This is a genomic window from Lactovum odontotermitis (assembly GCF_054658595.1).
Map to the genome: position 1 here is coordinate 29,234 of NZ_BAAGGQ010000008.1, position 25,269 is coordinate 54,502.

Sequence of the window (25,269 nt, forward strand, 5' to 3'; positions counted from 1 at the left end):
TTCCTGTTATCGCTTACATTTACATTGTACGAAAATATTTTTCTTTTGTCAATAGGAAATATGAAAATATTTTACAAAAGTCTTCACAAATGAAATTTTTTTACAGCATTTTATGCTATAATATGAAAATGGCCACTTCATTAAGCTCCAGAATAATAAGCTACAACGACAAACTCAGCAAATCCGACAGCCAGCTCGCCGATTTTCTGCTCGAAAACTCTGAAAACGCCGGAAAACTTTCAATCCAAGAATTATCAAGTTTAACCGGCATTTCCACCGCAACCATTTCCAGATTCGCCAAAAAAATCGGCTACGACTCCTATCAGGACCTGAAATTTGATTTGTCAAACTCAACCGCCGTCAAAACCGACGATTTTTTCCGTGAAATAAAGGACAGCGACAGCTATTACGACATGCTGGTGAAGAATTTCAGCGCCAACATCGCTTCCCTCAAGGCCACCGAATCCATCGCCAGCGAAGAGTCGCTCCAGAAATCCGTTGACCTCCTGCTCGCCGCCCGAAAATGCGCCTTCTTCGGCCTCGGCGAATCCAATGCCCTCGCTCTGATTGCCTACCACCGCTTCCTGAAAACTCCACTGATAGCGCTCTACCACCAGGATTTCCACTACCAGCAGATGATTGCCGCCAAAATGACGAAAAAAGATTGTGCAATCGTCATTTCCCATACCGGTAAAAACCGGGACATCCTGCGTCTGGTAGAAATCCTCAACGAGCGGAAAGTCCCCGTCATCGGCATTACCAGCTTCGCCGGCTCCCCCTTTGCCGACCAGGTCGACGTCGCCCTCATCTCAGTCGCCGAAGAAACCTCTTACCGCCCCGAAGCCGTCGCCAGCACCGTCTCGCAAATCAGCCTGCTCGACAGCCTCTTCATGATTTACGGCGCCAAAATGAAAAACCAGACCAACGAAGCCCTCGCCAGCATTCGCCAAGTCATCCAGAAAACCCGGCTTCCCTAATCAAAAATAATGGTCTTTCCTTGAACTTTTTCAAATTTTGTTTTATCATAGTATCAACTTAAAAGAAAGGTCGAAAAAATATGGCATTTTCAAGTACAAGGCGCCGCTACGCCAGTTTCAACACAGTGCAAAGTCTTCCCGGACCCCTTATCGACTTTTTCTGGTACCTCATCGACAACAACCTAAAAGGCACAATTACCCTCTCTAACGTCCTCAATTTCGAGCTCCTCGACAACAAAGCCGACCTGTCAATCCGCTTCACACAAGATGACATGCCAGAATTCTCAGCCGTCTTCGACACCAGCTTCAGCTTCAATCCGGACTGGCCGCGCCTCTTTCACGCCGTCGACAACATGGGCCGCGAAACCATAATCACCGCAGACGAAATGATGTAATTAAGATGTGAACCACGCCCGTTTTGACGCGTAGAAATTTAGGAAATTGTAGTTCTGCCGTAAGGCAGGTTCAGAATTTATCTAATTTCATAGCGTCAGGCCTGTTGAACTCAGTTAGTTTCTAATCATTAGAAGCTTTTTTGTTTGAAAAATTGCCGGAGATTGATTTTATAGGTGTAAAAAAATAACCCCGAAGAGTTATTTTTGTTAGTGTTAGCAATTTCAGTGCGATAATTAGCCTATTCTGAGCTTAATTATCCTGGTCAGCTACAAACGGCAGTAAAGCCATTATGCGTGCGCGCTTGATGGCAGTCACCACTTTACGCTGATTCTTGGCAGAAGTTCCTGTCACACGACGCGGCAAGATTTTTCCGCGCTCTGAGATAAAGCGTGAAAGCAATTCTGTGTCTTTGTAGTCGACATATTCAATTTTGTTGGCTGCAATGTAGTCAACTTTTTTACGACGCTTAAAACCGCCGCGGCGTTTGTTATCATAAGCCATATTAGTATTCCCGGCTTTCATTCTTATTTCAAAGAATGAACACCCATCGGCACCGCCTCAGCAGCACCAATGTTTCCTTTCTTTATATTATTCTTCCGCTTCTTAATTAGAATGGAAGATCATCGTCGCTGATATCAATCGGATTGCCGCCGCTGAACGGGTCAACGTCGCGCCCGAAATCAGGAACAGTATTCGACTGAGTCTTCATTGGAGCAGGATGATTGTTGCTGTTGTTATTGTATGAACCGCCGGCAGGTGCAGAATAACTTCCGCCGCCAGTGCCCATACTTTCACGTGTTGCCCGGCTTTCCAGCATCTGGAAATTATCAACCACCACTTCAGTCACGTAAACGCGCTGTCCCTGCTGGTTTTCATAATTCCGTGTCTGGATAGAACCGACCACACCAATCAAAGCACCCTTTTTTGCCCAATTCGCCAGATTCTCCGCAGATTGGCGCCAAATAACGCAGTTGATGAAATCCGCCTCACGCTCGCCGGCCGCATTTTTAAAACGGCGATTCACAGCAATTGTAAAGGTTGCAACAGCAGTATTCTGACCAGTATAACGAAGTTCCGGGTCTTTTGTCAGACGACCAACCAATGTTACATTATTGATCATGTTTTATGACACCTTTCTTCGAAAGCTTTTATTCAATAGCTTTCAGCTCCTTTGGTGGCTTGAAACCTTATTCAGCTTCAACAGTTGGTGCTTCTGCCGCTTCAGAAACAGGCGCTTCTTCAACAACTTCAGCCTCAGCCGCTTTTGAATTACGCCCAGCTTTAGCAGCCTTCGGCGCAACAAACTCTTCGACGATTACAAACATGTGACGCAAGATATCTGGACTGATTTTTGCCAGACGGTCAAACTCGCTAAGTGCAGCAGAGTCAGGTTCAGCTTCAAGATTTACGATTTGGTAGATACCCTCTTTAAAATCCTGAATCTCATAGGCAAGGCGACGCTTCTCCCAAGTTTTAGACTCAACGATTGTCGCACCGTTTTCAGTCAAAACTCCATCAAAACGCTCAACCAGAGCAGCTTTTGCGGCATCATCAATGTTTGGACGAATAATATAAAGCAATTCGTATTTAGTCATTGTTGACTTCCTCCTTTTGGTCTAATGCCTGACGGTCTTGCCGCCAGGAAGTGAGGTATTTTTACTCACGAGAGTTTAGTATAGCAGAAAATCACGTTTTTTGCAAGTTTTTGTGCCGATTTGGAAGAAAAATCTTCAGTCAAATAGAAAGCGGCTCATTTACGAGACCGCTTTTTAGAACTTTTAGTGCGCAAATTCTGTTTTGGAATTGTTGTGAGCAGGAAATCCTGCTGGAAATTCTTCTGCTCAGAAGGTTTTACTTCTTTCGCACGAACTTTGGTCATGTCCACAGGAGCTTTGGGAATTTCCGGCTTTATCTCATTTTTCGGCTCGTGCGCGTAGGACTGAGTTAAATCAACAGGGGCTTCGGGAACTTCTTTTCTGCTCTTAACTTTCGGCTGAGCTGTATTTTCTGCAGTCGCTTTTACTGACGGAGCTTCCGGTTTTATCTCTTCATTTTTTATTTCTTCAATAAATTTTTCGAGCGGCATCTTGTTATAGGGAGCCACTGCCTCTATCTCTGAATCTGTGCCGAATTCCAGTTTGTTCTCAAGTTTTACAATGTGTTTTCGCTCACTAGGGTCAACGAGCAAATCAGGGAAATCTTCCAGTCGTAAGCCTTGCTTTTTGATGAAAGCTAAACGAGATTCCTGCAAGATGTCTTCTGAGGCGTCAATTACACTGTTGGAGCTGTTGCATAAGCGTTCGTATTCGCCCTTTATCCTCATATACACATACTCTGTCCCGGACTTTCGATAGATTTGCATATTTTTATAGCTGTCGGCATCAATTCTTGAGCGTTTGTAGCTTTTTCCTTTTATCAAAAGCTGTAATGCCTGACGAATAATCTCATCTGCCTTGTCACCGTCTTCCGGTGTTCTTTTTAATTCTGCTTCAAGCGCATTTATTTCAGCGGTGAGTTGTTCGTAGAGCTGATTATTTTCTTTTACTGGGCTCACTTGTGCCGCACTCAGTTCGTAAATTTCACGGAGCTGAATCCGCAATTCACCTGCCTTTTTACGAAGCGACGAAATTTTCTCTGACAACTTGTTCAGCTCAGATAAGACTTCAGCGTATTCTGCATTCTGATTCTGATTGGCGTTTAGCTCGGCCAAAAAATCCTGAATTTCCGGCCTGTCAAAAGGATTCGGACTCATCAGAATATTTTTCTCAATATCGCGGAGACTAGGAAGTTTCTGAAATTCTTTTTTCATTTTATTCAATTATATCATACTCTTTGGCAGATGTCCCTAATATTTACAGATAATTTCTCGAAAAATAAAAAGCAAGTGGTGCTTACTTTTTATTGTACTGTCCATATCATTTTGTCAGATGGATTCTCCGTCTTCAACCTTGTAATAGCTGCCGTTCTCTGCGTGGCGAAGTAAGATTGGACCATCTTCAATGTTATACTTTCGGCAGACAAGCTGCAAATCTGATGACAAAGATTTATTTTCAAGGTCAATATAGTAAAGATTATTACGAATACCTGACAGTTTATCTGTGAAATCACGGCAGTCACGGCTGCTAAGTCGTCCGAAAAAGACGATGGCTTTATCCGGCAGGAAATCTAAATCGCGCACGTTAATCAGTTTTGCGCCGCTCAAATTGCGGAAATAATCGGCAATGACTTCATCTGTCAAGCCTGGGTCAATACGCGGCCCCCGCACTGCATACTGCAAGCCTTCCAAATCATAGAAGCTAAACGAATAATCTTCACCAATCGGTACAATCGGGCTGACTTTTTTGGTTTCTTTCTCCACCAGTTCATAGGCTTCATCAATGTCTTCGACAGAAAAAATTAAATTCGGATTTACAGTAGAAGCTTCTGGTGAATTTCTGGTGACGAAATCAATTTCATAGAGCTGAATTGTCACATCGCCGAAATCAACGTTTGACAGGATAATACTCTGACTATCCCCGATTGTGATGCGCTGCAGCTCTTCAAAGCCTAGTGCTATCCAGAAATTTGCCGAACGGTTGACATTTTTTACGTAAAGCACCAAAATCATTCCATTTATCATTTTTTTCTCCTTTAATATTTGCACGAGGACGTCATTTTGAATGAGTTCTTCTGATTGCACAAATATTTAACTTTTGATTTTTTATTTATTACCATTGATGAAATTCGAGAAGCTTTGTTTTTTTTCGTCAAATGTGACATACATGCCATTGGAGGCACGTTTAATCAGCGTCGGGACTGTTCTGACATTGTAGCGCTGCCGCACTGGATGGTTCGCATCGGTGCCCTCTGTGTCTACCCAATACATGCGGACTTTCAGTTTACTGAAGTTTCTGGCCATGCGACGGCACCATGGGCAGGTCTTTCTGCCGAAGAAGATAAAATTCGGCCGCGTCATATTTTCGAGCTCTTCAAAGCTCAGAGGCAGCAGATTGTGCATGTTGCGGTCAAATTCGGCCAAATCCTCAGCAGTTGCCGGCCGGTCAACCAGTTCACCAATCATAGTGAAGCGGTTATTGTCAGGGTCAAGAAAAGTGAAATAATTCTGGTCGCCGTACGGGGCTATTTCACTGAAGTGTGCATCAATGGCTGCTAATTTTGTATAAATATCATCAATGTAATCAGCTGAGAAAAGCAGGTTTGGCTTGCTGTCAAGCAGCTCCGGCTGTGACTGGCGGATAAACTCCCTGTCATAAAGCTGAATGCCGGCACCTGTTTCACTATACACCAAAAGTACCGTTTCGTGTCCATCTCCTAAATCTTGCCGAAATACTTCCTTGAAATCAATTTGCTGCCAAAATCGGCTAGAGACAGCCACATTTTCGACGTAAAGCATGACCGTCATGTCTGTTATCATCTGTATTTCCCCCAAACAACGAGTAAAGCTCCTAAAAGCACAAGGCTTACTAGCAATATTGTATCATTTTTACGCCATTTCAGCACGCGATACTTCGTACGGCCGTCGCCGCCTTGATAGCCGCGGGCTTCCATGGCGGTTGCCAGGTCATCGGCCCGGCGGAAGCTCGAGACGAAGAGCGGGATTAATATCGGGATGACGGAGCGGATTTTCTGGATGAGGTTGCCTTCGCCGAAGTCCATGCCGCGGGCGCGCTGGGCGTTCATAATCATGGTGGTGTCGTCCATCAGGGTGGGTATAAAGCGAAGGGAAATCGACAGCATGAGGCCGAGTTCGTGGACGGGGACTTTTATTTTCTTTAACGGGCTAAGCCCTGTTTCGATGCCGTCGGCAAGGGTCAGAGGGGGTGTGGTCAGTGTCAAGATGGTCGACATAAAGATAATCAGGACGAAACGGCAGAATATGAAGCCTGCGTTCACCAGCGACTCTGTGGAAATTCTGACAATCCAGAAACTAAACAACAGGTGAGTACCGGGTGTAAAGAGCATTTGGAAGATAACAGTGAAGAGTATCAAGCCAAGCATTGGCCGCAGGCCGCGTAGGAAGTAACCGACGGGGATTTTTGAGAGCCAGACGCCGAGGAAGGTGTAGGCTAAGAGCAGCAGGTAGCCTAGGGGGTCGTTCGCGAGGAAGATGACGAAGATGAAGGCAATCATGACGAGGAGCTTGCTGCGGGGGTCGAGGCGGTGAATGACGGAGTTGCCGGGGATGTAGCGGCCCATGATGAGTTTATCCATGTTGAACTACCTCCTTCACAGCTGCGACCAGCTCTGCACGGGTAATCGGGAGTCTGTCAAGTTTTTTGCCGATTTTTTCCTGAAGCTGCAGGGCAAATTCTGTGGCTTTGGGGAGGCCCAGCTGGTGCTGGGTGAGAAACTCGGGTGTCTGGAAGATTTCGCTCGGCGTGCCGGAATTGATGACACGGCCTTTTTCCAGGAGGTAGACGTAGTCAGCGTAATCGGCGACGTCGTCCATGTTATGAGTGACGAGGACGACGGTCAGGCCTTGTTTGACGTGCAGGTCGTTGAAGAGCTGCATCATTTCCTGGCGGGCTTTGGGGTCAAGGCCTGCGGTGGGCTCATCTAGAACGAGGACTTCGGGCTCCATGGCGAGGATTCCGGCGATGGCGACGCGGCGCATTTGGCCGCCTGAAAGTTCAAAGGGCGAGCGCTCGAAGAGCTCTTCCTGGAGGCCGACTTGTATGAGTTTTTCACGGGCAATTTTCTCGGCTGTGTCTTTGTCGACACCAAAATTCTGCGGGCCGAATGCTGCGTCTTTCAGCACGGTCTCATCGAAGAGCTGTGCCTCTGGGAATTGGAAGACCACGCCGACGCGCTTTCTCACGGGCTTGATGTCTTTTTGTTTACTGCCGGACTTTATGATGATGTCACCGACAATGACTGTGCCTGTGGTGGGCTGCAGTAAGCCGTTCAGATGCTGAAGGAGGGTTGATTTCCCCGAACCTGTATGGCCGATGAGCGCTGTGAAGCTGCCGTCTGCAATCTCGAGGTCAATGTCAAAAAGCGCCTGGCTGGCAAAGGGCGTTTTCGCCTGGTATTCAAAATTTACTTTGTCAAATTTTATCATTTATTTCTAGTCAAAAAATCTATCAGTTCTGTTTCCGTCAGGTAGCCGCCGGGGAGCTCGAATCCTGCTGCTCGCAGGTCTTTCATGAGTTTGGAGGTGAAGGGGACATCAAGGCCCAGCTCCATCAGGTCGTCACTGGAGCTGAAGAGCTCACGCGGGCGGGTGTCGCGGACTATTTTGCCATTCTGCATCACGAGAATGCGGTCGGCGGAGGCGGCCTCTTCCAGGTCATGGGTGATGGACAGCACGGTCAGATTGTATTTCTGCTTGATTTCGCGGATGACGCGCATGATTTCGGCGCGCCCTGTGGGGTCAAGCATAGAGGTTGCTTCGTCTAGAATGACGATTTCCGGCCGCAGCGCGACAACGCCGGCAATGGCCACGCGCTGTTTCTGTCCGCCGGATAAACGGGCAGGCTCTTTGCCGCGGAATTCCAGCATATCGACTTGTTTCAGGGCTTCTTCTACCCGCGGCAGCATTTCTTCGCGCGGGACACCTTGATTTTCCATGCCGAAGGCCACATCGTCCTCGACAGTGGCACCTACGAACTGGTTGTCCGGGTTCTGGAACACCATGCCGATTTTACGGCGCAGGTCCCAGACGTTGTCTTTGGTCAGCTCTGCGCCGTCGATTTTGACGCTGCCGGACTCTGCTTCCAGGAGACCGTCGATGAGGCGGGCGGTGGTGGATTTGCCGGAGCCGTTCTGGCCGATGATGGCGACCCATTCACCTGGGGCAACGTCAAAATTAACAGCATCTAAGGTTGGAGCTGTTTGCTCTTTTTCATAGCGAAAAGTGAGGTCTTTGATTTCCAGAACTTTTGTCATTGTATTATTTTACCAAAAAACGGCGCTAATGGCACCGTTTTTAATTACAAGATGCAAATACGGCGACTTTATTACAACTCGCCGTCTTCGTCAAAAACATTTCCGGACTCATTCGTGAGAATGTCCAGAATCTCCTCTAAGCTCTGGTCATCGTCATTGTCATCCTCGAAGCTTTCGTCGGTGTACTCGTCGTAGCGCATTTTGAGGTATTCAATCAGATTGTTGAGTTCAGCTAAACTGTAGTAGTTTTTGATTTCGATGCCGTCTGTGTTGTCTTTTAAGTAGTCTATTTGGTCGTCGGTCAGGATTTCGTTTAAATTCATTTTTTCCTCCGGATTTTTCTTTTTAGGTTAGTACTAGTATAACATAAATTTCGGACGGGAAATTTAGGAAAATATCATTTGTCAAAATTTTTCACAAGCTGCCAGACAGCTTCAAATTGCATTTGAAAATTGTCGTCCCATTGCGGTGCGATTTTTGGATGATGGAAATAACTGAATGCCAGCAGGAAAGCCCCAGCTTCATCGCGGCTTATTTCGGCAGCAGCGGACAGACTTTCCATTAAATCCTGAATGTGTGCCCGGCCAAGGTCTGGATTGCCTGCAATATAGGTGGTGTACAGTGCGAACATATCTGGTGTTTCCTGACAGGCTGCAAATTTTGACGAGGCGAGAGTCCAGAGCCAGTCGTGGATGATTTCGTTTTTGGCTGTATAGCCGCTTGTGGCAAAAGGGAAGATTTTGGATAGGGTTTTGTCATCCAGCCAGATGTGCGCAAGAGTTGTGAGGAGGTCGTCTTTATTTTTAAAATGTTTATACACTGCAGGCTGGCTGATGGTCAGTTGCTTCGAAATTTTTGATAAGGTCAGCTTGGAAATGCCGTTTTTTAAGATGAATTTTTCGGTCTCGGACAGAATTTTTTCGCGTGTGTTCATGAAATAATTATAGCACGCTTCTTAATTGTTAGGTTATTTAGCGGGTGGTTTATTTGGCGGAAAACACAATGTGAAAAGTTTTGCGAAAGACTTGCTTAACCGAGAATCAAACGTGATATTACTTGACGAATTCAATAAAACAATTTCCTTATCTTTTAGTATTTTTTACCAGTTATTTGATGAAGAAGTCTGAGGAGACCAAAATTATCGCGGAAAGCTATAAATCGATAATTATTTGTACAACCACTATCCGGAAAAATCGTAAAAGAATTAGGCTGCGCTATCTTTAATCGATTTGAAGAATGTTAAAATCTTCAGATTTAGACGATGAGGCCATGTCTCAAATATGCCAAAGAATCTTTGAGGAAATTTCACCTGCATACAAAGAACAATTTGATAACGAACTTCATAACCAAATTAGGTAGATTAAACCAGAGTTATTCAGAATTTGAAAATGCACGACAAATAAGAAGATTCATCGAAAATGTCTTTTCTTCAGTATTTCATCAATAATCTAAGCAAAAAGTAGCTACAGAACAAGTATGTTACATTAAACCGACCAGAATCTGATGTCAATCTATGGCTTGAAAGATTCCTAAGATTTAGACCATTTTTATTACAGAGTAAAGCTTCCAAAAGAAAAGCGTCATCCTCCTCAATTAAGTTATGTTCTTTACACTTGGCAAGCAACGCTCCCATTGTTAAATCTTCCTGTACGTCTTTATCTTCCAATTGTTTTATGCTTGAAAGTCCGTTTTGTTCTAACAATGCCGCTAAAAATGACTCAAAGGAAATGAGCAATGGTTCAATCACGATTTCAGAATATCCCGATAGAGCCGTTCGCAATATGTAATCTATCATACGTACATTTTCAGGAAGAAGAGGTTTAATAATCTCAGAAAAGGTTACATTATCAATCTCTGACAAAATATATCTTTGATTAAAAAAAACAATTATATACGATTGAAGATTTATATAGTTGATAGCCTCTTTTATTAAGAAAGTTTCATCCTCGTTTTTGTTGTTAGTAGCAAATTCTTTTGTACTAGAACGAACTATTCCTTTGTCATCAATAGTTTGACTATTAAATAGACCATAAAGTGGGTTAGCCTTTTTATTGTCCTCAAATCGATTACGAACGGTATCGTGACTGATTTTGGTAAATTCCATTATTAATAAAATTTTTTTATTAATACTTGCTCCATTAAATTTTTGCTCAAATCGATCAATAATACATTTTAAATCTATAGAATAACTATAAGATTTCCAACCACTTTTATCTCTTAGGCTTTCCTGAGAGGCCATAAGGCATCTGCTATATCCGACATCATCTCCACCTTTTTTATATGCATCGGCTGCTTTACTCATAGCATCAGCTTTTACTATCATCGGCCGATCTTTCATCATCTCGCTCATCTTTTCCCAGCCATTAGCAACTAACAACCATGCTTCTTTTTCGGCCTTCGTATCGTTTTCTTTTCGAGCTATCTTAACAAGCAAATTTCCGGCAAAATCAGCAGAATGATAATCTTCGGCTTTTTCTTTTAAATAAGCTTTATACTGCATTTTTTTCATGCCGGGTAACAATTTAAATTTTTCTTTTTTTACCAGACAATCTAATAAACCGAAAAATTCTGTGTCTTCATTACTGTGTCTTCATTATCTGAAATACTTTCATCAATGATATTACAAACAAATTCTACAGCTTCCTCTTTTAGTTTTTTACCAAGTTGTGTCATTAAATCAAATGCTATAAGTGCATTTTTTAGCGCTTCGCCCTTCCTCGCTTCGTCTAATTCTTTTTTACGATTAAAAAGATTTTTGTACGCCTCTACAGCTCTTTTTGCCGCCTGATAATCTCCACTAAAATGCCATAGTACCAATCCGATACAAGAGACCACTTCATCACGAGTGGCAAAATTAAAAATATTTTTCAAAACGCTAAGTTGGTCATCAGTAAAGATTTGTTCTTCATTTTTCTCTTTTTTTGTGACCGAAATGAAGCATTGTGTTACTTCTTTAGATTGTGGTTCCACTTGAATCCTATTAAAAACTACTTCTAGTATATCCCTAACTTCATCCTCAAGGCCTTCGGGCAAAACACATCCTATTATTGAAAAGTTCGCCATATCAAGATTTTTATTTATTTTTTCCCAATCCAATTCTTTCATTAGACCACACCTTTCATATTTATTATAACTGTTGTTCAGATTTTATCCAATTATATCAAATGTAAACGCTTTTTTGGCAGCAATAAATTCTTCAGTAATCCCCATATACAAAAGCGCCTTAATTATTTAATAACAATACACCTCATCGCTAGTATTTGTGTGTAAAGTTACTGGGATTGGTACTCATATGCCAGGTTATAAAAGTCGACAATTATAACTTTCTGCGCTATAATGGTTTCGTTGACAAAGTTATAAAAACAAAAATATATAACCAAAGGAAATTGAATGATGAAACTGGAAAATCAAATAATTCTTATTACAGGCGGGACGAGCGGGATTGGACTCGCCTTTGCCAAGGCATTGGCCGAGAAAAATAAGGTCATCATTGTCGGACGAAATTTGGCAAAGGTACAGGACTTTTTGGCGGAGAATTCATCTGTTACTGCGCTTCAAGCAGATTTAACGAGCTCTTCAGACCTGGTGAGGCTCGCAGCTCAGGTGCCTGACAAATTGACGCTGCTAATCAATTGTGCCGGGATTATGCGTCCTCTGAACTTTTTTGATGGGACTGGCAAAGCGGAGCGTTTCACGGATGAATTGGCGACAAATCTGGCCGCACCGGTTATTTTGACGAAACTGCTCCTGCCAAAGCTGGTTAAATCCGGCCAGGAGACTGCTATTGTCAATATTTCGAGCGGCTTGTCTTATGTTGCAAGCGGTGCCCATCCTGTCTATAGTGCAACGAAAGCCGGCATTAATGCCTTCAGCGATGCTGTCCGTGCGCAGGCTGAGTACTTCGGCGCTTCAGGGCTGCATGTGATTCAGATTGCGCCGCCTCTGATTTCTGAGACTAATCTGGAGCCTAGTATGCGCGGCGAAAACAATACTTCTAATCCGCTGAACATGAGGCTGGCCGACTTTATTCGCGTGAGTCTGGCGGGGATTGAACGTAATAAAAATGTGATTAATCCGGGGGCTTCAAAGTTCTTGCGGCTGCTTGGGCACTTTGCGCCGCTGGCTGTTAAGAATCGGATTTTTCAGGCGACGCTTGGGGTGGCTTTTGGCGGGAAATGAGTGATTAAACTGCTCTCTACAATTCACCGCCGGTGTCTTCGAATTTTTCAGCCAGTACGCTGATTTTCCCGAAGACTTTTTCCTTTGATGAGGGGGCTGATTCTAGGATTGGGACGTTTTCAATCATCACTTTACGCTTTCTAGATTGGCTTCCAAAATGTGCTTGTACCAGCCCTTATCAGGTGCCTCAACATCATAGGAATGGAAATCATGCTCAAAAGAGCCGCCAAAATCAGCGACAACGATTTTTCCAACTAATTTTTCACCTTGGATTTTGAAACTGACTTTGTCTCCCACTTTATACTTCATTGGAGGAAATTTTCGACGGAGTTCTGCTTGATGTGCGAAATATATTTTTCCAAACTTCTTATACTGTTCGTCTGAAAGTGATCGTCTGTCCTCTTCTTCATCTTCATTGGACAAAGTAGCAAAATATTGTTTTGTCATAAAATTATTTCCTGATTTCCTTTATTATTAATGAAATACTTTTTCCAATTGTCTCGAAATTTACCTGTAGACCTTGAGAATTCTTGAGTGATAGGTCAGATTTATCCGCTAACTCTTTGCAATTTCGGAGAATTGGTTAAATGTCGGCTGCTTTTCACCGCTCAAAATCTTACTGATATCAAAGGCCTTAATTTTTGACTCTAGATAGCTTTGGGAGACTTGTGAATTCTGAACGTAATGATTGAGCGTTTCTTTTTCCATGGCGAGTGTCATCATGTTTTAACCTCCTGTCCTTGTTTTGGTTTTATTATGTCATTTCTTTGAGTGATTTTTGTCAGGATTATCCATTCCGTAAATCGTCAGACATATTTTCATAATAAAACATTCTAAACAAGAAATTATTCTAGCATTAAGTATTAGACCTACTTTTCAACTTAATAAAATCACGATATCGGTTTATATCCTTTTCGTTGTTAATTATGAGTGGAATTATCTCCCCAGGTTTAGCGGTATTATTACCTAAGTCTTTGCGCATTTGAATGAGAAAGCTTTCCATATCGAACATAGCCTCCATAGGATCTGCCTGGTTGACATGCATTATGGATTTTTCAAAAGAACGAATAGTTGGACCTGAAGCCCACATCATTAATTGCTGTTTTAATCCAATCATTTCTTCATAAGTTGGCTTTGGAGTTTCTTTTTGTTCATTTCCGAAAAATTTAAAGAAAAGATTATAAAAGTTTTGATAGGCTTTCATTCGTTCTTCATAAAGATATTGCTCCCGTTCTAATTGCAATTCTTTTCTTTTATTGTAAAACAGCGTGACCATTGTCACCAAGGCCGTGAGAAGCGCCCCAAAAATAATAGCCCCATTCTGTGTTTTAACTAAAGTCAGAATAGATTGCCAGAGCAAATAAATTGCAACTACACCAATGATTAGAACAATTAACACTAGCATTATTGCTAGCCTGTTTTTCTTCTCCATTATCTTTCCTTTCGTACACCATACTTAGGACTCAACACGACACATAAAATGTTTTCTCAAAGTTTGGAGTAAGCTAGTTACTTTCTTGTACTTTTAAGTGATTTATTCATCACTTTCAGTTCATGAACAACATCTTTCAATTAGCTATTAGAATCTTTACTATTTTTTATAAGGATAAAGCTCAATAGTATTCTCCGTAACCACTCCTTTGTATGACGGTTGATGGGTCAACTTACCTCTACCATCACGCATCCACCTGACACCACTCGAATCTGTGAAATAAAGTTCAACTTTTTCTTCATCATATTCAGCGACTCCAACATATATTCCCGCGGGATGATTCTAACAAACTTTTGATCCTTAATTCCAGAACTGAGTTGGAAAATAATCTCTACTTCATAAATTGGACTCTGTGAATTATTGCTAATTATAGGGGAAACTTTGTCAGTACAATCCATTTCATCCATCCAGATAGCGATATTGTAAGCTTGTGTCGTTTGTCTCTGTAATTCAACTTGTGTTCTCATTAGACTACTTTGTCTACGAAATATTACTGCTTGAAAGATTACAGCTATTGCTGAAGCTATTCCTGCCAGCGCTGTCAAGACTGTTAAAAATTTTTCCATATTTTCTTCTCTCTAAAAATTATTTCCCATTTAAAATGAGGACAGCGGAATTGTGAGATTAAATACCAAAACGCTTTTATTTGTTTAATGTTTCAGTCATTATTCTTTTCCAGTTAACGTCATTTTATATAATTCTTCATTATCTATGATGACAATAGCCAACTTATATCTTGCTCTTGTCATATTTTGAAATAACATATCTGTGGTCGGGTAATATGGATTTTGATTGGCTTTAATCATTAGTTTTCGACTTTCAAGATTATAACCAAAATTATTATCAAGCAATACAACTACTTTATCACACTCCAATGAAATAATCTGATGAGTAGTTTTATGACTACCATTGATTCCTAACTCATCATTTAAATCATAATCAAATCGAGATGGAGTCATATTATAAAAAGAATAATTCTTACTCTCAAAATATTTAATAACTTGCTCAGCCTCCCCTTTATCTTTCACATGAATCACCTCGACAATGTCGTTAGGAACTGCTTTATGTTGTTTCAAATCAAAAAATCCTTTGATAAAATCTGCTAACTCAGGATTGGTTCTGATTTTCTCTTTAAGATTATACTCTACGGTTTTCCGATTCCGTAATTTTTCAACTGTTTCATAATCTTTCTCAGCATTTGAAATTTGCTGTTTTGAGTCAAAGAAGACAACCACTTGCTTAAACCGGGCTAGTTTTTCAAATGATTTTCCATAAAGCCGTTGCCCCTCATCAACTATTACAGCGTCATAAGATTGGGCATTGATTCCCTTAAATTCTTTAGCCGAGACAATATTATACGAATATTTGTTTCGAAGTTCGTTCTGTCCCTCATTTAAATTCGCTCCAAAGACAAACAGTACTTCGTGGTCTTTTGACAACCTTTTATATAAATCCAGCGCAACTAAACTTTTCCCCGTCCCAGCCCTACCTTTAATCAAAATAAAGTTTTCTTCTTTTTGCGTTAAACATTGACGGACATTATTTTCAATGTCTTCTTGACTTTGGGTTAAACAATAAATATTCTCTATGAACTTTTCAGGATTGTTATAAGGTGCCGTCAAAAATTTTGAAGGATGGAATTTTTCGTCAAGATTCACCGATTCTGCTTGGTCATTAGATAAAAGATTAATCAAAAATTTACTCTCAATTTGTTGAAGCTCATTATTCACAAACCAATAAAGCATTCGCTCCTTCTCATTGCCAATAAAGGCGAAACAGTATATTGCCTTATTGTCATCTGAAAATGCAGTTTCTAAGTATCTCTTATTCTGCTGGAGTTGCTTCAAGGTCTTCTCACCTGTATCCTTAGACTTCAGTTCAATATTAACAACACTGTCTCCAAATACCTTTAATAAGTCAAATTCTTTTTGCAGCTGAACTGTTTTATAACCTATAATAAAATCATCTAAATTGGGAATCGTCAGTATACCAGGTTCTATAAGGTATTCTGTAAAACGAGAAAGAGTATCAAACTCTTGGCTTCTATCAATTTGAAAACCTAAGTTTTCTCCTGAAATATCAAAGACTGGCTCTGTTAAACTCTTATATGCCCTCTCAATAAACAACAAATTCGCAGTTTTCACACTCATAATAACATGCCGTCCACTTCAATATTTTTCTTTAATGCTTCGTCTTTCAAGCTCTCAAAATGCACCACATCAAACTCAAAAATCGTATCCAATTCCTCCAATTGTCCACGAACCTCAGCTGTCACGCGCTCATCAAAATCGCCGAAAAGCGCCAAATCAACATCTGAATATTTCCGCTGAGTGCCGCGCGCCCGACTACCATAAAGTCTTACACCTGTAATTTCTGGGAACAGTCTTGTGATATCAAGTATTTGACCAATCAGGCCTTCCGTTAGACCTGTTTTATTTTCTTTCATAAATCCTCCACCCGAAACGCACCATACCCCTCATAAAAATAACTCGCATCAACCCCCTTAAACAAACTCTCCTTACTCAAATCATCCGTCAAAGCCTTCTGAATCAAGTATTTAAGCTCGCCCGTATTAACATGGCTCCGAATCATAGCTGAAAGATATTCGTCTTTGTCAATCGCGTTCCAGTCCACGATTTTCCCCAGCTTATCTTTCAAGATGCAATCAAGCCAGATTCGCGTTGCACGTCCATTTCCCTCACGAAAAGGGTGCGCCACGTTCATATCTGCGTATTTGTCAATGATTTCATCAAAAGTTTCCTGAGGTTCCTTATCGATGTAAGCTAAAGATTGTTCCAGATAAATCCGCGGTGCAAATTGGAAATCTCCTTTGGCGATATTAACATCACGGATTTTCCCGGCGAAGTCATAAATCTCATCAAATAAATAACGATGAATGTCTGAGAGTCCTTTAAAAGTGCCTATCTCAAATGAATCAATTTTTCCAGACTCAAAAAGCATCTTGGCCTTGAGCTTTGAAATCTTTTCCTCTTCTCTGTTCAATTCCGCCTGATTTTCGATTCCTAATTTGTTTTCTAAAATCATTTCATGCTCCTAATTTCAATATTCACAAATTCGACAAATTTAAACTTTTGTCCATTTTAATTTTATCACTTTTTACCTGACATTTGAGCTTGAGCTCCGTATAATTAATCCAATCGATGAAGTTCCGCGCGGGCTTCTGTGGCAAAAGATTCATTAGTCTTTATCAGCTATTGCTTCGGCTTTAGCTGTTTTTTTATTTTGGCAAAGATTTTCTTTCTAAATCATAAAAGGCAGTTCGATATTCCTTCCCGTCCACAGCAGTTGCCAACTGATAGTTTACAAATGAGCTCTCATCCAGCTCCCCATCTGCAATCACATTTTTAATATGTTTTGCAATGTTTTGTTTCGTCGTCCGGAAAAGTTCTGCCAGCTCCAGCTGAGTCAGCCAAACAGTCCCATTTCTCTTATGAAGCTCAACCTTTGTCAAACCGTCTTCCGTATTATAAATAATCACATCACTCATTTATTTAGCTCCTCCACAATCTCAGCCTACAACCGTGTCATCCGCTCCATTTTCCAATTCCCCATGCTTACTGTATTTATTCTCTAATTTTACCATTTTTTACCATTTTATTAAGTTTTCGAGAAAAACCGTACGAAAAAAAGCTCCCAGACTCAAAAAGAGTCATGGAAGCCCATAAAATAAGGAGAGGAGGGGATTCGAACCCCCGGTACGCTTGTGGCGTACACACACTTTCCAGGCGTGCTCCTTCGACCACTCGGACACCTCTCCGCAACCATTATATTATACCAAAATTTTCCAGATTTGCTATAATTAAAGTATGAAAATTCACTTAAAACTCGAAAAAGGCTTCCTGCCCGACAAATACGGCAAGTTTGCCGATGCTTCAGGGAAAACTGACGGAACACCAGTCATTTCCTTCCCGGTTGAAATCTCTGAAGTCCCTGAAGACGCACAAACGCTGGCGCTTTACCTCATCGATTTCGATGCCGTCCCAGTATCCGGTTTCCCCTGGATTCACTGGACCGCCGCTAACATCCCGGTCAAGTCGGGCACAGTCAACATCCCCGAGGATTTCAGCCGAATCGCGGCAAGAATTGGTGCAGACCAGGTCATACAGGGCAAAAACTCCCAGGCCTCGCGTTTTGTCGGCGAAACAGACCCGCAGCTGACAATACACTACACTGGACCCACACCGCCAAACGCCGACCACCGCTATTCCCTAGTCGTCGCCGCCTTTGACCGCCTCCTCAACCTACAGCCCGGCTTCTGGCTGAATGAACTCTATTTCGAGCTGCCGACGGCACTCGAAATTGCCCAACTAGACTTCTGGTCACGCGCTTAACATAAAATCTGCACAAATCAGAAATTTGTGCTATAATATGTATTACTTATAAATTGCAAAATCTATCGGAAAATAGAGCCGTTTCTGTAGCTCTATTTTTTGCTCCCCCTAAAAAATTTTTCAGATGACTTATAACGTATAATTTGCTTTTTGATGACCAATAAGGTATAATTGGATATGGAAAACAAAAGAAAAACTACATTTCGACCGTTGAGACGAAAAGACGGCTCGAGCGAATTTGAGGATTTCTACGAGGCATTGCCTGCCAAAGACAAGCACAAGTTACTTCTGATTATCAATCAGACAGAACTCGACGGCCTGCAGATTGCGATGAGACAAAAATGGGTCAAAAAACTGGATAAAAATCTTTACGAGCTGCGTTCAAAGGTGGCAACAAATATTCAGCGCGCGTTTTATTTTCAAAACGTTGGAAATGAATTTCTAATCACACATGGTTTCACCAAAAAATCACAGGAAACTCCGCAGCGGGAAATCAATCACGCAAAAGAGCTGAGAAAACAATTTGAAAAAGGAGACTTACTATGAGTTGGGTAGAAGAAAAAATCAAGGAAGAAGCAAAAAAGGACCCTCAGTTTATGACTTGGTTTGAAGAAGAGAGTAATAAACTGGACATTGCTGTTGCAATGACTGAATTGAGGGAAGAAACAGGATTAACACAGCGGGAGTTTGCTGAAAAAGTCGGTAAACAGCAAAGTGTTATCGCGCGAATTGAAACTGGTGCGATGACACCGTCATTCAAGCTTGTCAATGAAATTGCAGTTGCTTTGGGGAAGAAACCGACTCTGAGATTCAGCTGACCGAAATTTCTTACTGATGCGGTTTGAAATGTTGATTGTAACGCAGAAAAATCATTCTGTTATAAATCTGGGATTTCCTCGACCTACAGCATGTCACGCGCTTAACAGAACAGATGAATTGTAAGAGATTTATTTTGACAAGCCGGAAATCTGTGTTATAATATGTGTAGGTTATGAGAATCAATATCTCTCACAAAAATAGAACAGCGGGAACTGTTCTATTTTTTGCTCCAAAAAACTGTCAGATACGGGAATATCTGACAGCTAAGGCTAGCGGCGCTTTTTTCGTTGCTTATCGTGTTTAACTAGCCAATGCTTGAAGAGCTCAAGCAGAACACCGACCACTACAGGTGCAACTATTGAGGTTATGAAGACCAACATCTTCTCACCCCCTTTCTAAGGCACCATCCTGCCGGAAGGGAGCGCCAAAATAATTATATCATGTATCTTATTATTTTCATAGAATCTTCTCATATTGTAGTTGCACATAAATCACATCAAAAAATCCGCTCAAACTTGCGGATTTTTTGTTAAGTCACAGAACTTTCGCCAGGAATTCCTGCGTTCGTGTCTCCTTCGGCGCGTCGAAAACCTCCTCGGGCGTGCCTGTCTCAACAATCGCGCCGTCCGACATGAAGAGAACGCGGTCGGCCACATTTCGGGCGAAGCCCATTTCATGGGTCACGACGACCATGGTCATGCCTTCCTGCGCGAGTTCCTGCATGACGCTCAGAACTTCGCCTACCATTTCTGGGTCGAGGGCGGAGGTCGGCTCGTCAAAGAGCATGACGTCCGGCTGCATGACAAGCGCGCGCGCAATGGCGACACGCTGCTGCTGGCCGCCGGACAGGCTTTGCGGATAGGCATCAGCTTTTTCTGCCAGCCCTACTCGCTCTAGGAGCTCCAGCGACTTTTTCGAGGCTTCTTCTTTGGACATTTTGCCCGTTTTGACAGGGGCGAGTGCCAAGTTATCGAGGACGGTCATGTTCGGGAAAAGGTTGAACTGCTGGAATACCATGCCCATTTTTTGCCGATGTTCAAAAACGTCCACCGACTTGTCGGCGATATTGGTGCCTTCGAAGTAGACTTCGCCCTGGGTCGGTGTTTCGAGCAGGTTCATGCAGCGCAGAAAGGTCGACTTCCCCGAGCCAGACGGGCCAATCATGACGACCACTTCGCCCTTGGAAATCTGGATGTCCAGTCCTTTGAGCACCTCGTTTTTGCCGAAAGATTTATGCAGATTTTTTGTTTCAATCAAAAATTCGTTCATTTTAATGCACATAGCCCTTTCCTAGTTTTTTCTCGAATCGCGCCAGCACGCGGGACAAGATGAAGCAGACAACAAAGTAGTAAGCAGCTGCCAGAATGAACGGCGTCAGAGGGACGTAACTCGAGTGATTGACCGTGACTGCGCCGTTATAGAGTTCCATGATTCCGATGGTATAGAGCAGCGAGCTGTCTTTGATAATGGTCACAAACTCGTTGCCGACCGCCGGCAGAATATTGCGAATCGCCTGGGGCAAGATAACGCTTGACATGGTTGCGGCCGGCCGGATGCCCAATGAATAAGCGGCTTCGCGCTGCCCTGCGGGCACAGCTTCAATGCCTGCACGCACGATTTCTGCCATGTAGGCACCCGAATTCAGCGACAGGACAATCATTCCGGGAATCAGGCGTCCCAAGTCCTCATTTAGAATTCCGACCTGTACGTGCGGCCAGCCCATGCCGCCCATCAGCAGAAAACCAATGGTAATCTGAACCAGCATCGGCGTGTCGCGGAAGATTTCGATATAAGCATTCAGAATCCAGCGCAGCGGCAGTATTTTGGACATTTTCCCCAGCGCTGTAAAAATTCCGATGATTGTGCCGAACAGCACCACGAAAAAGGAAATGATGACCGTGACAATCATGCCGTCATTGAAATAGGGCCAGTACTGCGGTAAAAAACTAAAATTCATGTGTCCTCCTTGGAATAGCATTCGCACTCGGTTAAGCGATACATACAAAATCTGTCCTTTTGTATCGGACAGATTTCAGTTCAGAAATTATTCTGCATTCTGCGATTTCGTATAATTATCTTCAATGATTTTTTCCATCTCACCGGAATCTTTCAGGTCTTTGATAACAGCATTAATTTTTTTCTTCAGCTCGCTTGAGCCCTTCTTCATGGCAACGGCCATGTCTGCTTCCGCTTCTGTCACTGGGATTTTGACATTGGCAACAGCTAAATCCGGATTTGCAGCGACATAACTTTTGGCAATCATGTCTTCAAGCACTGTACCGTCAATCTTGCCTGTCTGAACCTCTGTGATTTCGTCACCGGCATCTGTCAGAGACACCAGATTTGAGCCTGTAATCTGGTCTTTAATGGCTGTTTCCTGGGTAGAGCCTGTCTGTCCTGCCAAAGATTTACCTTTGAAGTCGGCCAATGATGAATATTTACTCAAATCTGACTTCTTAATCACAATTTCATTATATGGTGTGTAATAACCGTTTGAAAAGTCAAATGTTTTCTTACGCTCCGGATTGGCCGAAATCGCTGAAATCGCTACATCAGCCTTGCCTGAAGAGACCGCGGCCAAGATATTGTCAAAGCTCATCGGACTCAATTCAAGCTTGACGCCCAGCTTATCCGCAATCTTGTTGGCCAGGTCAACATCGGCGCCGACAATCGTATCCTTGCCGTCAACCATGGTTTTATATTCAAAGGGCGGATAGTCAGGACTCAGCGCCACAACCAGTTTTCCGTTGTCTTTGATGGTGTCCACCTCACTCTTTTTTGATGAAGAATTTGAGGAAGAGCAGGCAGTGAGTGATACAGCAGCCGTGAGCAAGGCAGCGGCTAAAATTATTTTCTTAAATTTCATAATTGTCTCCTAAAAGTAGTATGCGTATTATTATACCAACTTACGTATAAATGTCAAGCATAAACTTTCATTCATATTAAAATTTATGCAATCATTTTCATTTATAAAATTATAAAAAACGGAGTTCCGAAGAACTCCTCAGGTGCCGATTGGCAATTTGAAATTTATTATAACGAATTCTCTAGCTTTGTCAGCTAATTTCGGAAATCGCTAGTTTTTCAGGTCCAACAGCCAATCCAGCAGATTCAGTTTTTGTATTCCGTTGTAATTTGCCGTGCGATTAATCTCATCCATCGTGAGCAGATATTTGGGGAAATGGTCATTAATCTGCTCCAGCGAGCGAAGCTCGCGTTTTAGCACAGCTTCGTCTAAAGTTGAAAGGGCCACTTGGTAATATTTCACCTCTTGTTTGGGATTTATCGCGACGAAATCCACTTCGTACTTTGAGCTGCGGCCGACATAGACTTTGTTTCCCCGGCGTTTAAGTTCTAGATAAACGACGTTCTCGATGATATGTCCAAAATCCTCTTGATGGTCTCGGAGCACGAGGTTTCTTAGTCCGAGGTCTGTTGCATAGTATTTGGCTTGCGTGTCCAAAAGTTGTCGTCCATGGATGTCGTATCGTCTTGCTTCGTACATGAGCATGCTGTCCAAAATTCCTTGGAGATATTTGTCTACTGTACTGCTTGCAATTTTCAGCCCTTTGCTCTCCATTGTATTTTTGATTTTATTCACGGTCACGGGGCTTCCTATCGAGCTGAACAGTGTTTCAATCAGCCTTTCCAGCGTGCGCGCGTCTTGTACGTTGATGCGCTTTACAATGTCATCCAGCACGACAGTTGAGTAGATGCCCTGAAGGTAATCCAGGCGCTCTTCTTCTGTGTTTGTGAACAGGGTATAAGGAAAGGAGCTCTTGAGATAGTTGTCAAATAAAACCGCCTCTGAAATATGCTGCTCATTCTGCACATGCCAGGCGACATATTCTTTGAACGACAGCGGCAGCATTTTCAGCTCGACATATCGGCCGGAAAGCAAGGTGGCCAATTCTCCGCTCAGAAAATACGCATTCGACCCCGTGAGATACAGGTCCACATTGTCGCGGATAAACAGAGAATCTACTACTTTCTCAAAGTTTTCAACATTCTGAATTTCATCAAGAAAAATATAGGTCATTTTCCCCTCGGCTAAATGCGCCAGGAGATAATCGTGCAGAGCTTTTGCCTCTCTCAAGTTGTCAAAGGAGAAATCTTCAAAATTAATGACAATCATCTGCTCAGGTGTAACACCCTGCTTTGCCAGATAATCTCTGAACAAATAGAACAGAGTCGACTTCCCTGCGCGGCGAATTCCGGAAACTACTTTGATGATTGGTTTGTTCGCTGAACGGATGAGAAAGTTGAGGTATTCGTCACGTGAAACGTATTTTAGTTTGCTCATTGTTTCAACTCCAGTTAGTATTTTATTATATTATATCATAAAGTTTGTACTTGAGGTGCAAACTTATGTTGAAAAATCATCTTCTTTGCATTAGAGTGTAAAAAAATCGGCATCGGCCGATTTTGTTCTTTAAATCAATTTTTCCTTGTGAATCTGCTCCGTCGCTGTTTCTGGGTCGTTCAGTTTCTCCCAGATGACAACTTTCTCGCTGGCGAGGGACTTTTTCACATCGATAATGCGCTGATTGCTGGAACCGCGGAACTGCAGGTTGAGGTTTTTCTTGGCCAGCTCAAATCTGCCGTCAACGAGGATGTCCACGTAATCAAGCAGCTCGAGCTTGTCTTTTGTTTCGAGCATCAATTCTTCCCAGCTGTATCCGGTCCATGACCAGATGTCTTTTCCTGGTAACTCTCGGCGAATCCGCTTGAGCAGCGGTAGCAGCGTGCCAGTGTTTAAAAAGGGCTCGCCGCCCAGCAAGGTCAGGCCTTGCACATAAGGTTGCGCCAAGTCCGCCATGATGCGCGCTTCCAGTTCCTGCGTGTATGGCACGCCATAACGAAAGCCCCACGTGGCCTGATTGTAGCAGCCCTCGCAGTGAAAAAGGCAGCCGCTGACGTAGAGTGAACAGCGCACGCCCTCGCCGTCGACGAAGTTGAAGGGCTTGTAATCGGCGATGTAGCCCTGGCTTAGTTCCTCGGACTTCCACTCGCCTGGTTTCGGGTCGTTCATCTTTTTCCTAACTGAGTTCAGCAGGCCTGAAACTAGGAAATTAGATGAAATTGGAACCTGGCTTGCGCCAGAACCCAATTTCCCTAAATTTCTACGTTTCAAAGAGGGCCTGCTTCACATCTTCTTTTTATATCCTGTCTGCATATCTACTAGGTTTCGTAAAGCTTTGCCAGCCTTGTAATTCTCCAGATTCTCCTGTAAAATCTCTGCGAAGCGATGCCGGCAGTCGGGGAGGGTATACCCACCCGCAGAATGGGGCGTGATAAGGAGATTCGGCGTGTGCCAGGCGCGGTGGCCTGGCGGTAATGGCTCGGGGTCTGTCACATCAAGTCCCGCTGCCCCTAGTTTCCCGGACTCTAGTGCGTCGCAAAGTGCGTCCAGGTCTGCTGTTGTTCCGCGTCCGACGTTGATGAAAACAGCGCTCGGCTTCATCCGTGCAAATTTGGCCGCATCAAAAATTTTATAGGTCGCCTTGGTACCTGGAACGCTCGTTGCAATGATGTCGGCCCTCGGCAGCACTTTGTCCAGCTCGCTCTCCGGATAGACTTCGTCCGCAAACTCTTCATCGCCGTAGACGGTTCGCTTAACCGCAATCACATGGGCGCCGAGCGCCTTAACTCTTTTGGCAAAGTTCCCGCCAATATCGCCCAGACCATGTACCAAAACGGTGGAGCCGTAGATAGACTGGATTTCACCGGCATTTTTCCAGATTTCCTGTTCCTGCTGGGCTGCATAAATATTGAAGCGGCGCATGAGAACAAGCGACATGGTCAGCATGTGCTCGGAAATGGACACACCATAGGTGCCTGTCGCATTGGTCAGCATGGCGTGCTCTGGAAATGGCTTACCTTCGGTATAGCCGTTCGTTCCGGCTGAGAAAAGCTGCAGCCATTTCAGGTTTTTGAATTTCATCAGGTCGGCCGTTGATGGATTTCCAACTAAGACTTCTGTTTCCGCAAAATCCGCTGCGGTCAGCTCTGCTTCAGCTTTCAACTGAAAACTGTAAGCCGGGTTCTGCGGAAAAATCGCTTCGATTACCTGCTTAAATGCTGGCGTCAGCAGGGAATTGGCTAATATTAGAGTTTTTATGGACATATTTTCTCCTAAAAACTAGAGTCTGCCAGTTGGGGCAGA

The 25,269-nt window shown here is 43.1% G+C and carries 33 protein-coding genes, 1 tRNA gene and 1 pseudogene; 6 read left to right on the plus strand and 29 right to left on the minus strand.

Annotated features, from left to right (window positions below; translation table 11 throughout):
• Positions 1-128: 128 nt before the first annotated feature.
• Together ACYQ2E_RS05825 and ACYQ2E_RS05830 are read left to right on the plus strand one after the other, a co-directional pair.
• Positions 129-977 carry a MurR/RpiR family transcriptional regulator gene (locus ACYQ2E_RS05825; protein ID WP_460017135.1) on the plus strand — a complete coding sequence of 283 codons (849 nt, stop codon included), beginning with the start codon at positions 129-131 and terminating at the stop codon, positions 975-977.
• 80 nt (positions 978-1,057) lie between these two features.
• Entirely contained in the window at positions 1,058-1,372 is a 315-nt protein-coding gene (locus ACYQ2E_RS05830; RefSeq protein WP_460017136.1) for a DUF960 domain-containing protein, read from the plus strand.
• 250 nt (positions 1,373-1,622) lie between these two features.
• Here ACYQ2E_RS05830 and rpsR read toward each other — a convergent pair whose 3' ends face one another.
• The 13 genes and pseudogenes from rpsR to ACYQ2E_RS05895 all read right to left on the minus strand — a co-directional run bounded on the left by rpsR (position 1,623) and on the right by ACYQ2E_RS05895 (position 11,366).
• Complete coding sequence (rpsR, locus tag ACYQ2E_RS05835; RefSeq protein WP_460017137.1) at positions 1,623-1,874, minus strand: 30S ribosomal protein S18; 252 nt, start codon at positions 1,872-1,874, stop codon at positions 1,623-1,625.
• Between the two features lie 106 nt (positions 1,875-1,980).
• Entirely contained in the window at positions 1,981-2,493 is a 513-nt protein-coding gene (ssb, locus tag ACYQ2E_RS05840) for a single-stranded DNA-binding protein (protein WP_460017138.1), read from the minus strand.
• 196 nt (positions 2,494-2,689) lie between these two features.
• A pseudogene (rpsF, locus tag ACYQ2E_RS05845) lies at positions 2,690-2,968 on the minus strand (30S ribosomal protein S6); the annotation flags it as partial.
• A gap of 155 nt (positions 2,969-3,123) precedes the next feature.
• A complete protein-coding gene (locus ACYQ2E_RS05850; RefSeq protein ID WP_460017139.1) occupies positions 3,124-4,182 on the minus strand; it encodes a hypothetical protein in 1,059 nt (352 codons plus the stop codon).
• A 114-nt stretch (positions 4,183-4,296) separates the two neighbouring features.
• Entirely contained in the window at positions 4,297-4,992 is a 696-nt protein-coding gene (locus ACYQ2E_RS05855) for a VOC family protein (RefSeq protein WP_460017140.1), read from the minus strand.
• Between the two features lie 81 nt (positions 4,993-5,073).
• Positions 5,074-5,787 carry a VOC family protein gene (locus tag ACYQ2E_RS05860; RefSeq protein ID WP_460017141.1) on the minus strand — a complete coding sequence of 238 codons (714 nt, stop codon included), beginning with the start codon at positions 5,785-5,787 and terminating at the stop codon, positions 5,074-5,076.
• The gene (locus ACYQ2E_RS05865; RefSeq protein WP_460017142.1) at positions 5,784-6,584 is read right to left on the minus strand and encodes an energy-coupling factor transporter transmembrane component T family protein; all 801 of its coding nucleotides are present in this window, start codon (positions 6,582-6,584) and stop codon (positions 5,784-5,786) included. The genes ACYQ2E_RS05860 and ACYQ2E_RS05865 overlap by 4 nt, the downstream gene beginning before the upstream one ends.
• Positions 6,577-7,434: an energy-coupling factor ABC transporter ATP-binding protein gene (locus ACYQ2E_RS05870; protein WP_460017143.1), complete on the minus strand. Its 858-nt coding sequence runs from the start codon at positions 7,432-7,434 to the stop codon at positions 6,577-6,579. The genes ACYQ2E_RS05865 and ACYQ2E_RS05870 overlap by 8 nt, the downstream gene beginning before the upstream one ends.
• On the minus strand, positions 7,431-8,261 hold the full coding sequence (locus ACYQ2E_RS05875) for an energy-coupling factor ABC transporter ATP-binding protein (protein WP_460017144.1): 831 nt from the start codon (positions 8,259-8,261) through the stop codon (positions 7,431-7,433). Before ACYQ2E_RS05875 ends, ACYQ2E_RS05870 begins: the two co-directional genes overlap by 4 nt.
• A gap of 71 nt (positions 8,262-8,332) precedes the next feature.
• Positions 8,333-8,584, minus strand: a complete 252-nt coding sequence (locus ACYQ2E_RS05880) for a hypothetical protein (RefSeq protein WP_460017145.1) — start codon at positions 8,582-8,584, stop codon at positions 8,333-8,335.
• 74 nt (positions 8,585-8,658) lie between these two features.
• Positions 8,659-9,195 carry a TetR family transcriptional regulator gene (locus ACYQ2E_RS05885; RefSeq protein WP_460017146.1) on the minus strand — a complete coding sequence of 179 codons (537 nt, stop codon included), beginning with the start codon at positions 9,193-9,195 and terminating at the stop codon, positions 8,659-8,661.
• 495 nt (positions 9,196-9,690) lie between these two features.
• Complete coding sequence (locus tag ACYQ2E_RS05890) at positions 9,691-10,770, minus strand: DUF4209 domain-containing protein (protein ID WP_460017147.1); 1,080 nt, start codon at positions 10,768-10,770, stop codon at positions 9,691-9,693.
• Positions 10,771-10,811: 41 nt separating this feature from the next.
• The gene (locus ACYQ2E_RS05895) at positions 10,812-11,366 is read right to left on the minus strand and encodes a hypothetical protein (protein ID WP_460017148.1); all 555 of its coding nucleotides are present in this window, start codon (positions 11,364-11,366) and stop codon (positions 10,812-10,814) included.
• Between the two features lie 285 nt (positions 11,367-11,651).
• On the opposite strand from ACYQ2E_RS05895, the gene ACYQ2E_RS05900 reads away from it, so the two are divergent.
• Positions 11,652-12,440 (plus strand): SDR family NAD(P)-dependent oxidoreductase, encoded by a 789-nt coding sequence (locus ACYQ2E_RS05900; protein ID WP_460017149.1) that lies wholly within the window; start codon positions 11,652-11,654, stop codon positions 12,438-12,440.
• A gap of 126 nt (positions 12,441-12,566) precedes the next feature.
• Here the strand turns inward: ACYQ2E_RS05900 and ACYQ2E_RS05905 are convergent, their stop codons facing one another.
• The 9 genes from ACYQ2E_RS05905 to ACYQ2E_RS05945 all read right to left on the minus strand — a co-directional run bounded on the left by ACYQ2E_RS05905 (position 12,567) and on the right by ACYQ2E_RS05945 (position 17,710).
• A complete protein-coding gene (locus ACYQ2E_RS05905) occupies positions 12,567-12,887 on the minus strand; it encodes a hypothetical protein (RefSeq protein WP_460017150.1) in 321 nt (106 codons plus the stop codon).
• Positions 12,888-12,995: 108 nt separating this feature from the next.
• Positions 12,996-13,163: a hypothetical protein gene (locus ACYQ2E_RS05910; RefSeq protein WP_460017151.1), complete on the minus strand. Its 168-nt coding sequence runs from the start codon at positions 13,161-13,163 to the stop codon at positions 12,996-12,998.
• A gap of 133 nt (positions 13,164-13,296) precedes the next feature.
• Positions 13,297-13,872, minus strand: a complete 576-nt coding sequence (locus tag ACYQ2E_RS05915; protein WP_460017152.1) for a hypothetical protein — start codon at positions 13,870-13,872, stop codon at positions 13,297-13,299.
• Positions 13,873-14,099: 227 nt separating this feature from the next.
• On the minus strand, positions 14,100-14,498 hold the full coding sequence (locus ACYQ2E_RS05920) for a hypothetical protein (protein WP_460017153.1): 399 nt from the start codon (positions 14,496-14,498) through the stop codon (positions 14,100-14,102).
• 99 nt (positions 14,499-14,597) lie between these two features.
• On the minus strand, positions 14,598-16,082 hold the full coding sequence (locus tag ACYQ2E_RS05925) for a DNA/RNA helicase domain-containing protein (protein ID WP_460017154.1): 1,485 nt from the start codon (positions 16,080-16,082) through the stop codon (positions 14,598-14,600).
• Positions 16,079-16,378, minus strand: coding sequence for a nucleotidyltransferase domain-containing protein (locus ACYQ2E_RS05930; RefSeq protein WP_460017155.1), 300 nt, complete (start codon positions 16,376-16,378; stop codon positions 16,079-16,081). The genes ACYQ2E_RS05925 and ACYQ2E_RS05930 overlap by 4 nt, the downstream gene beginning before the upstream one ends.
• Positions 16,375-16,977, minus strand: a complete 603-nt coding sequence (fic, locus tag ACYQ2E_RS05935; protein ID WP_460017156.1) for a protein adenylyltransferase Fic — start codon at positions 16,975-16,977, stop codon at positions 16,375-16,377. Before fic ends, ACYQ2E_RS05930 begins: the two co-directional genes overlap by 4 nt.
• A 193-nt stretch (positions 16,978-17,170) precedes the next feature.
• Positions 17,171-17,440 (minus strand): hypothetical protein, encoded by a 270-nt coding sequence (locus ACYQ2E_RS05940; protein ID WP_460017157.1) that lies wholly within the window; start codon positions 17,438-17,440, stop codon positions 17,171-17,173.
• Positions 17,441-17,622: 182 nt separating this feature from the next.
• A tRNA-Ser gene (locus ACYQ2E_RS05945) sits at positions 17,623-17,710 on the minus strand.
• Between the two features lie 49 nt (positions 17,711-17,759).
• On the opposite strand from ACYQ2E_RS05945, the gene ACYQ2E_RS05950 reads away from it, so the two are divergent.
• From ACYQ2E_RS05950 to ACYQ2E_RS05960, 3 genes are all read left to right on the plus strand, one after another.
• Positions 17,760-18,284: a YbhB/YbcL family Raf kinase inhibitor-like protein gene (locus tag ACYQ2E_RS05950; RefSeq protein WP_460017158.1), complete on the plus strand. Its 525-nt coding sequence runs from the start codon at positions 17,760-17,762 to the stop codon at positions 18,282-18,284.
• 177 nt (positions 18,285-18,461) lie between these two features.
• A complete protein-coding gene (locus tag ACYQ2E_RS05955) occupies positions 18,462-18,830 on the plus strand; it encodes a type II toxin-antitoxin system RelE/ParE family toxin (RefSeq protein WP_460017159.1) in 369 nt (122 codons plus the stop codon).
• Positions 18,827-19,102 carry a helix-turn-helix domain-containing protein gene (locus ACYQ2E_RS05960; RefSeq protein ID WP_460017160.1) on the plus strand — a complete coding sequence of 92 codons (276 nt, stop codon included), beginning with the start codon at positions 18,827-18,829 and terminating at the stop codon, positions 19,100-19,102. The genes ACYQ2E_RS05955 and ACYQ2E_RS05960 overlap by 4 nt, the downstream gene beginning before the upstream one ends.
• A 270-nt stretch (positions 19,103-19,372) precedes the next feature.
• Here the strand turns inward: ACYQ2E_RS05960 and ACYQ2E_RS05965 are convergent, their stop codons facing one another.
• From ACYQ2E_RS05965 to ACYQ2E_RS05995, 7 genes are all read right to left on the minus strand, one after another.
• Positions 19,373-19,483 carry a type I toxin-antitoxin system Fst family toxin gene (locus tag ACYQ2E_RS05965; RefSeq protein ID WP_460017161.1) on the minus strand — a complete coding sequence of 37 codons (111 nt, stop codon included), beginning with the start codon at positions 19,481-19,483 and terminating at the stop codon, positions 19,373-19,375.
• Between the two features lie 154 nt (positions 19,484-19,637).
• Complete coding sequence (locus tag ACYQ2E_RS05970; RefSeq protein ID WP_460017197.1) at positions 19,638-20,372, minus strand: amino acid ABC transporter ATP-binding protein; 735 nt, start codon at positions 20,370-20,372, stop codon at positions 19,638-19,640.
• 1 nt (position 20,373) lies between these two features.
• Positions 20,374-21,060 carry an amino acid ABC transporter permease gene (locus tag ACYQ2E_RS05975; RefSeq protein WP_460017162.1) on the minus strand — a complete coding sequence of 229 codons (687 nt, stop codon included), beginning with the start codon at positions 21,058-21,060 and terminating at the stop codon, positions 20,374-20,376.
• Between the two features lie 87 nt (positions 21,061-21,147).
• On the minus strand, positions 21,148-21,972 hold the full coding sequence (locus ACYQ2E_RS05980; protein WP_460017198.1) for a transporter substrate-binding domain-containing protein: 825 nt from the start codon (positions 21,970-21,972) through the stop codon (positions 21,148-21,150).
• Positions 21,973-22,179: 207 nt separating this feature from the next.
• The gene (locus tag ACYQ2E_RS05985; protein ID WP_460017163.1) at positions 22,180-23,406 is read right to left on the minus strand and encodes an ATP-binding protein; all 1,227 of its coding nucleotides are present in this window, start codon (positions 23,404-23,406) and stop codon (positions 22,180-22,182) included.
• Between the two features lie 129 nt (positions 23,407-23,535).
• Positions 23,536-24,135, minus strand: a complete 600-nt coding sequence (gene nrdG, locus ACYQ2E_RS05990) for an anaerobic ribonucleoside-triphosphate reductase activating protein (protein ID WP_460017199.1) — start codon at positions 24,133-24,135, stop codon at positions 23,536-23,538.
• Positions 24,136-24,249: 114 nt separating this feature from the next.
• A complete protein-coding gene (locus ACYQ2E_RS05995; RefSeq protein ID WP_460017164.1) occupies positions 24,250-25,230 on the minus strand; it encodes a D-2-hydroxyacid dehydrogenase in 981 nt (326 codons plus the stop codon).
• Positions 25,231-25,269 lie beyond the last annotated feature (39 nt).

Coding starts and splice junctions, on each gene's coding strand:
- ACYQ2E_RS05960 (WP_460017160.1), top strand. CDS start 18,827: ATGAGTTGGGTAGAAGAAAAAATCAAGGAAGAAGCAAAAAAGGACCCT.
- ACYQ2E_RS05950 (WP_460017158.1), top strand. CDS start 17,760: ATGAAAATTCACTTAAAACTCGAAAAAGGCTTCCTGCCCGACAAATAC.
- ACYQ2E_RS05965 (WP_460017161.1), bottom strand. CDS start 19,483: ATGTTGGTCTTCATAACCTCAATAGTTGCACCTGTAGTGGTCGGTGTT.
- nrdG (WP_460017199.1), bottom strand. CDS start 24,135: ATGAACGACCCGAAACCAGGCGAGTGGAAGTCCGAGGAACTAAGCCAG.
- ACYQ2E_RS05985 (WP_460017163.1), bottom strand. CDS start 23,406: ATGAGCAAACTAAAATACGTTTCACGTGACGAATACCTCAACTTTCTC.
- ACYQ2E_RS05920 (WP_460017153.1), bottom strand. CDS start 14,498: ATGGAAAAATTTTTAACAGTCTTGACAGCGCTGGCAGGAATAGCTTCA.
- ACYQ2E_RS05870 (WP_460017143.1), bottom strand. CDS start 7,434: ATGATAAAATTTGACAAAGTAAATTTTGAATACCAGGCGAAAACGCCC.
- ACYQ2E_RS05910 (WP_460017151.1), bottom strand. CDS start 13,163: ATGATGACACTCGCCATGGAAAAAGAAACGCTCAATCATTACGTTCAG.
- ACYQ2E_RS05895 (WP_460017148.1), bottom strand. CDS start 11,366: ATGAAAGAATTGGATTGGGAAAAAATAAATAAAAATCTTGATATGGCG.
- ACYQ2E_RS05885 (WP_460017146.1), bottom strand. CDS start 9,195: ATGAACACACGCGAAAAAATTCTGTCCGAGACCGAAAAATTCATCTTA.
- ACYQ2E_RS05825 (WP_460017135.1), top strand. CDS start 129: ATGGCCACTTCATTAAGCTCCAGAATAATAAGCTACAACGACAAACTC.
- ACYQ2E_RS05970 (WP_460017197.1), bottom strand. CDS start 20,372: ATGAACGAATTTTTGATTGAAACAAAAAATCTGCATAAATCTTTCGGC.
- ACYQ2E_RS05855 (WP_460017140.1), bottom strand. CDS start 4,992: ATGATAAATGGAATGATTTTGGTGCTTTACGTAAAAAATGTCAACCGT.
- fic (WP_460017156.1), bottom strand. CDS start 16,977: ATGATTTTAGAAAACAAATTAGGAATCGAAAATCAGGCGGAATTGAAC.
- ACYQ2E_RS05995 (WP_460017164.1), bottom strand. CDS start 25,230: ATGTCCATAAAAACTCTAATATTAGCCAATTCCCTGCTGACGCCAGCA.
- ssb (WP_460017138.1), bottom strand. CDS start 2,493: ATGATCAATAATGTAACATTGGTTGGTCGTCTGACAAAAGACCCGGAA.
- ACYQ2E_RS05880 (WP_460017145.1), bottom strand. CDS start 8,584: ATGAATTTAAACGAAATCCTGACCGACGACCAAATAGACTACTTAAAA.
- ACYQ2E_RS05890 (WP_460017147.1), bottom strand. CDS start 10,770: ATGAAAAAAATGCAGTATAAAGCTTATTTAAAAGAAAAAGCCGAAGAT.
- ACYQ2E_RS05865 (WP_460017142.1), bottom strand. CDS start 6,584: ATGGATAAACTCATCATGGGCCGCTACATCCCCGGCAACTCCGTCATT.
- ACYQ2E_RS05955 (WP_460017159.1), top strand. CDS start 18,462: ATGGAAAACAAAAGAAAAACTACATTTCGACCGTTGAGACGAAAAGAC.
- ACYQ2E_RS05860 (WP_460017141.1), bottom strand. CDS start 5,787: ATGATAACAGACATGACGGTCATGCTTTACGTCGAAAATGTGGCTGTC.
- rpsR (WP_460017137.1), bottom strand. CDS start 1,874: ATGGCTTATGATAACAAACGCCGCGGCGGTTTTAAGCGTCGTAAAAAA.
- ACYQ2E_RS05925 (WP_460017154.1), bottom strand. CDS start 16,082: ATGAGTGTGAAAACTGCGAATTTGTTGTTTATTGAGAGGGCATATAAG.
- ACYQ2E_RS05905 (WP_460017150.1), bottom strand. CDS start 12,887: ATGACAAAACAATATTTTGCTACTTTGTCCAATGAAGATGAAGAAGAG.
- ACYQ2E_RS05975 (WP_460017162.1), bottom strand. CDS start 21,060: ATGAATTTTAGTTTTTTACCGCAGTACTGGCCCTATTTCAATGACGGC.
- ACYQ2E_RS05875 (WP_460017144.1), bottom strand. CDS start 8,261: ATGACAAAAGTTCTGGAAATCAAAGACCTCACTTTTCGCTATGAAAAA.
- ACYQ2E_RS05850 (WP_460017139.1), bottom strand. CDS start 4,182: ATGAAAAAAGAATTTCAGAAACTTCCTAGTCTCCGCGATATTGAGAAA.
- ACYQ2E_RS05900 (WP_460017149.1), top strand. CDS start 11,652: ATGATGAAACTGGAAAATCAAATAATTCTTATTACAGGCGGGACGAGC.
- ACYQ2E_RS05915 (WP_460017152.1), bottom strand. CDS start 13,872: ATGGAGAAGAAAAACAGGCTAGCAATAATGCTAGTGTTAATTGTTCTA.
- ACYQ2E_RS05830 (WP_460017136.1), top strand. CDS start 1,058: ATGGCATTTTCAAGTACAAGGCGCCGCTACGCCAGTTTCAACACAGTG.
- ACYQ2E_RS05940 (WP_460017157.1), bottom strand. CDS start 17,440: ATGAGTGATGTGATTATTTATAATACGGAAGACGGTTTGACAAAGGTT.
- ACYQ2E_RS05930 (WP_460017155.1), bottom strand. CDS start 16,378: ATGAAAGAAAATAAAACAGGTCTAACGGAAGGCCTGATTGGTCAAATA.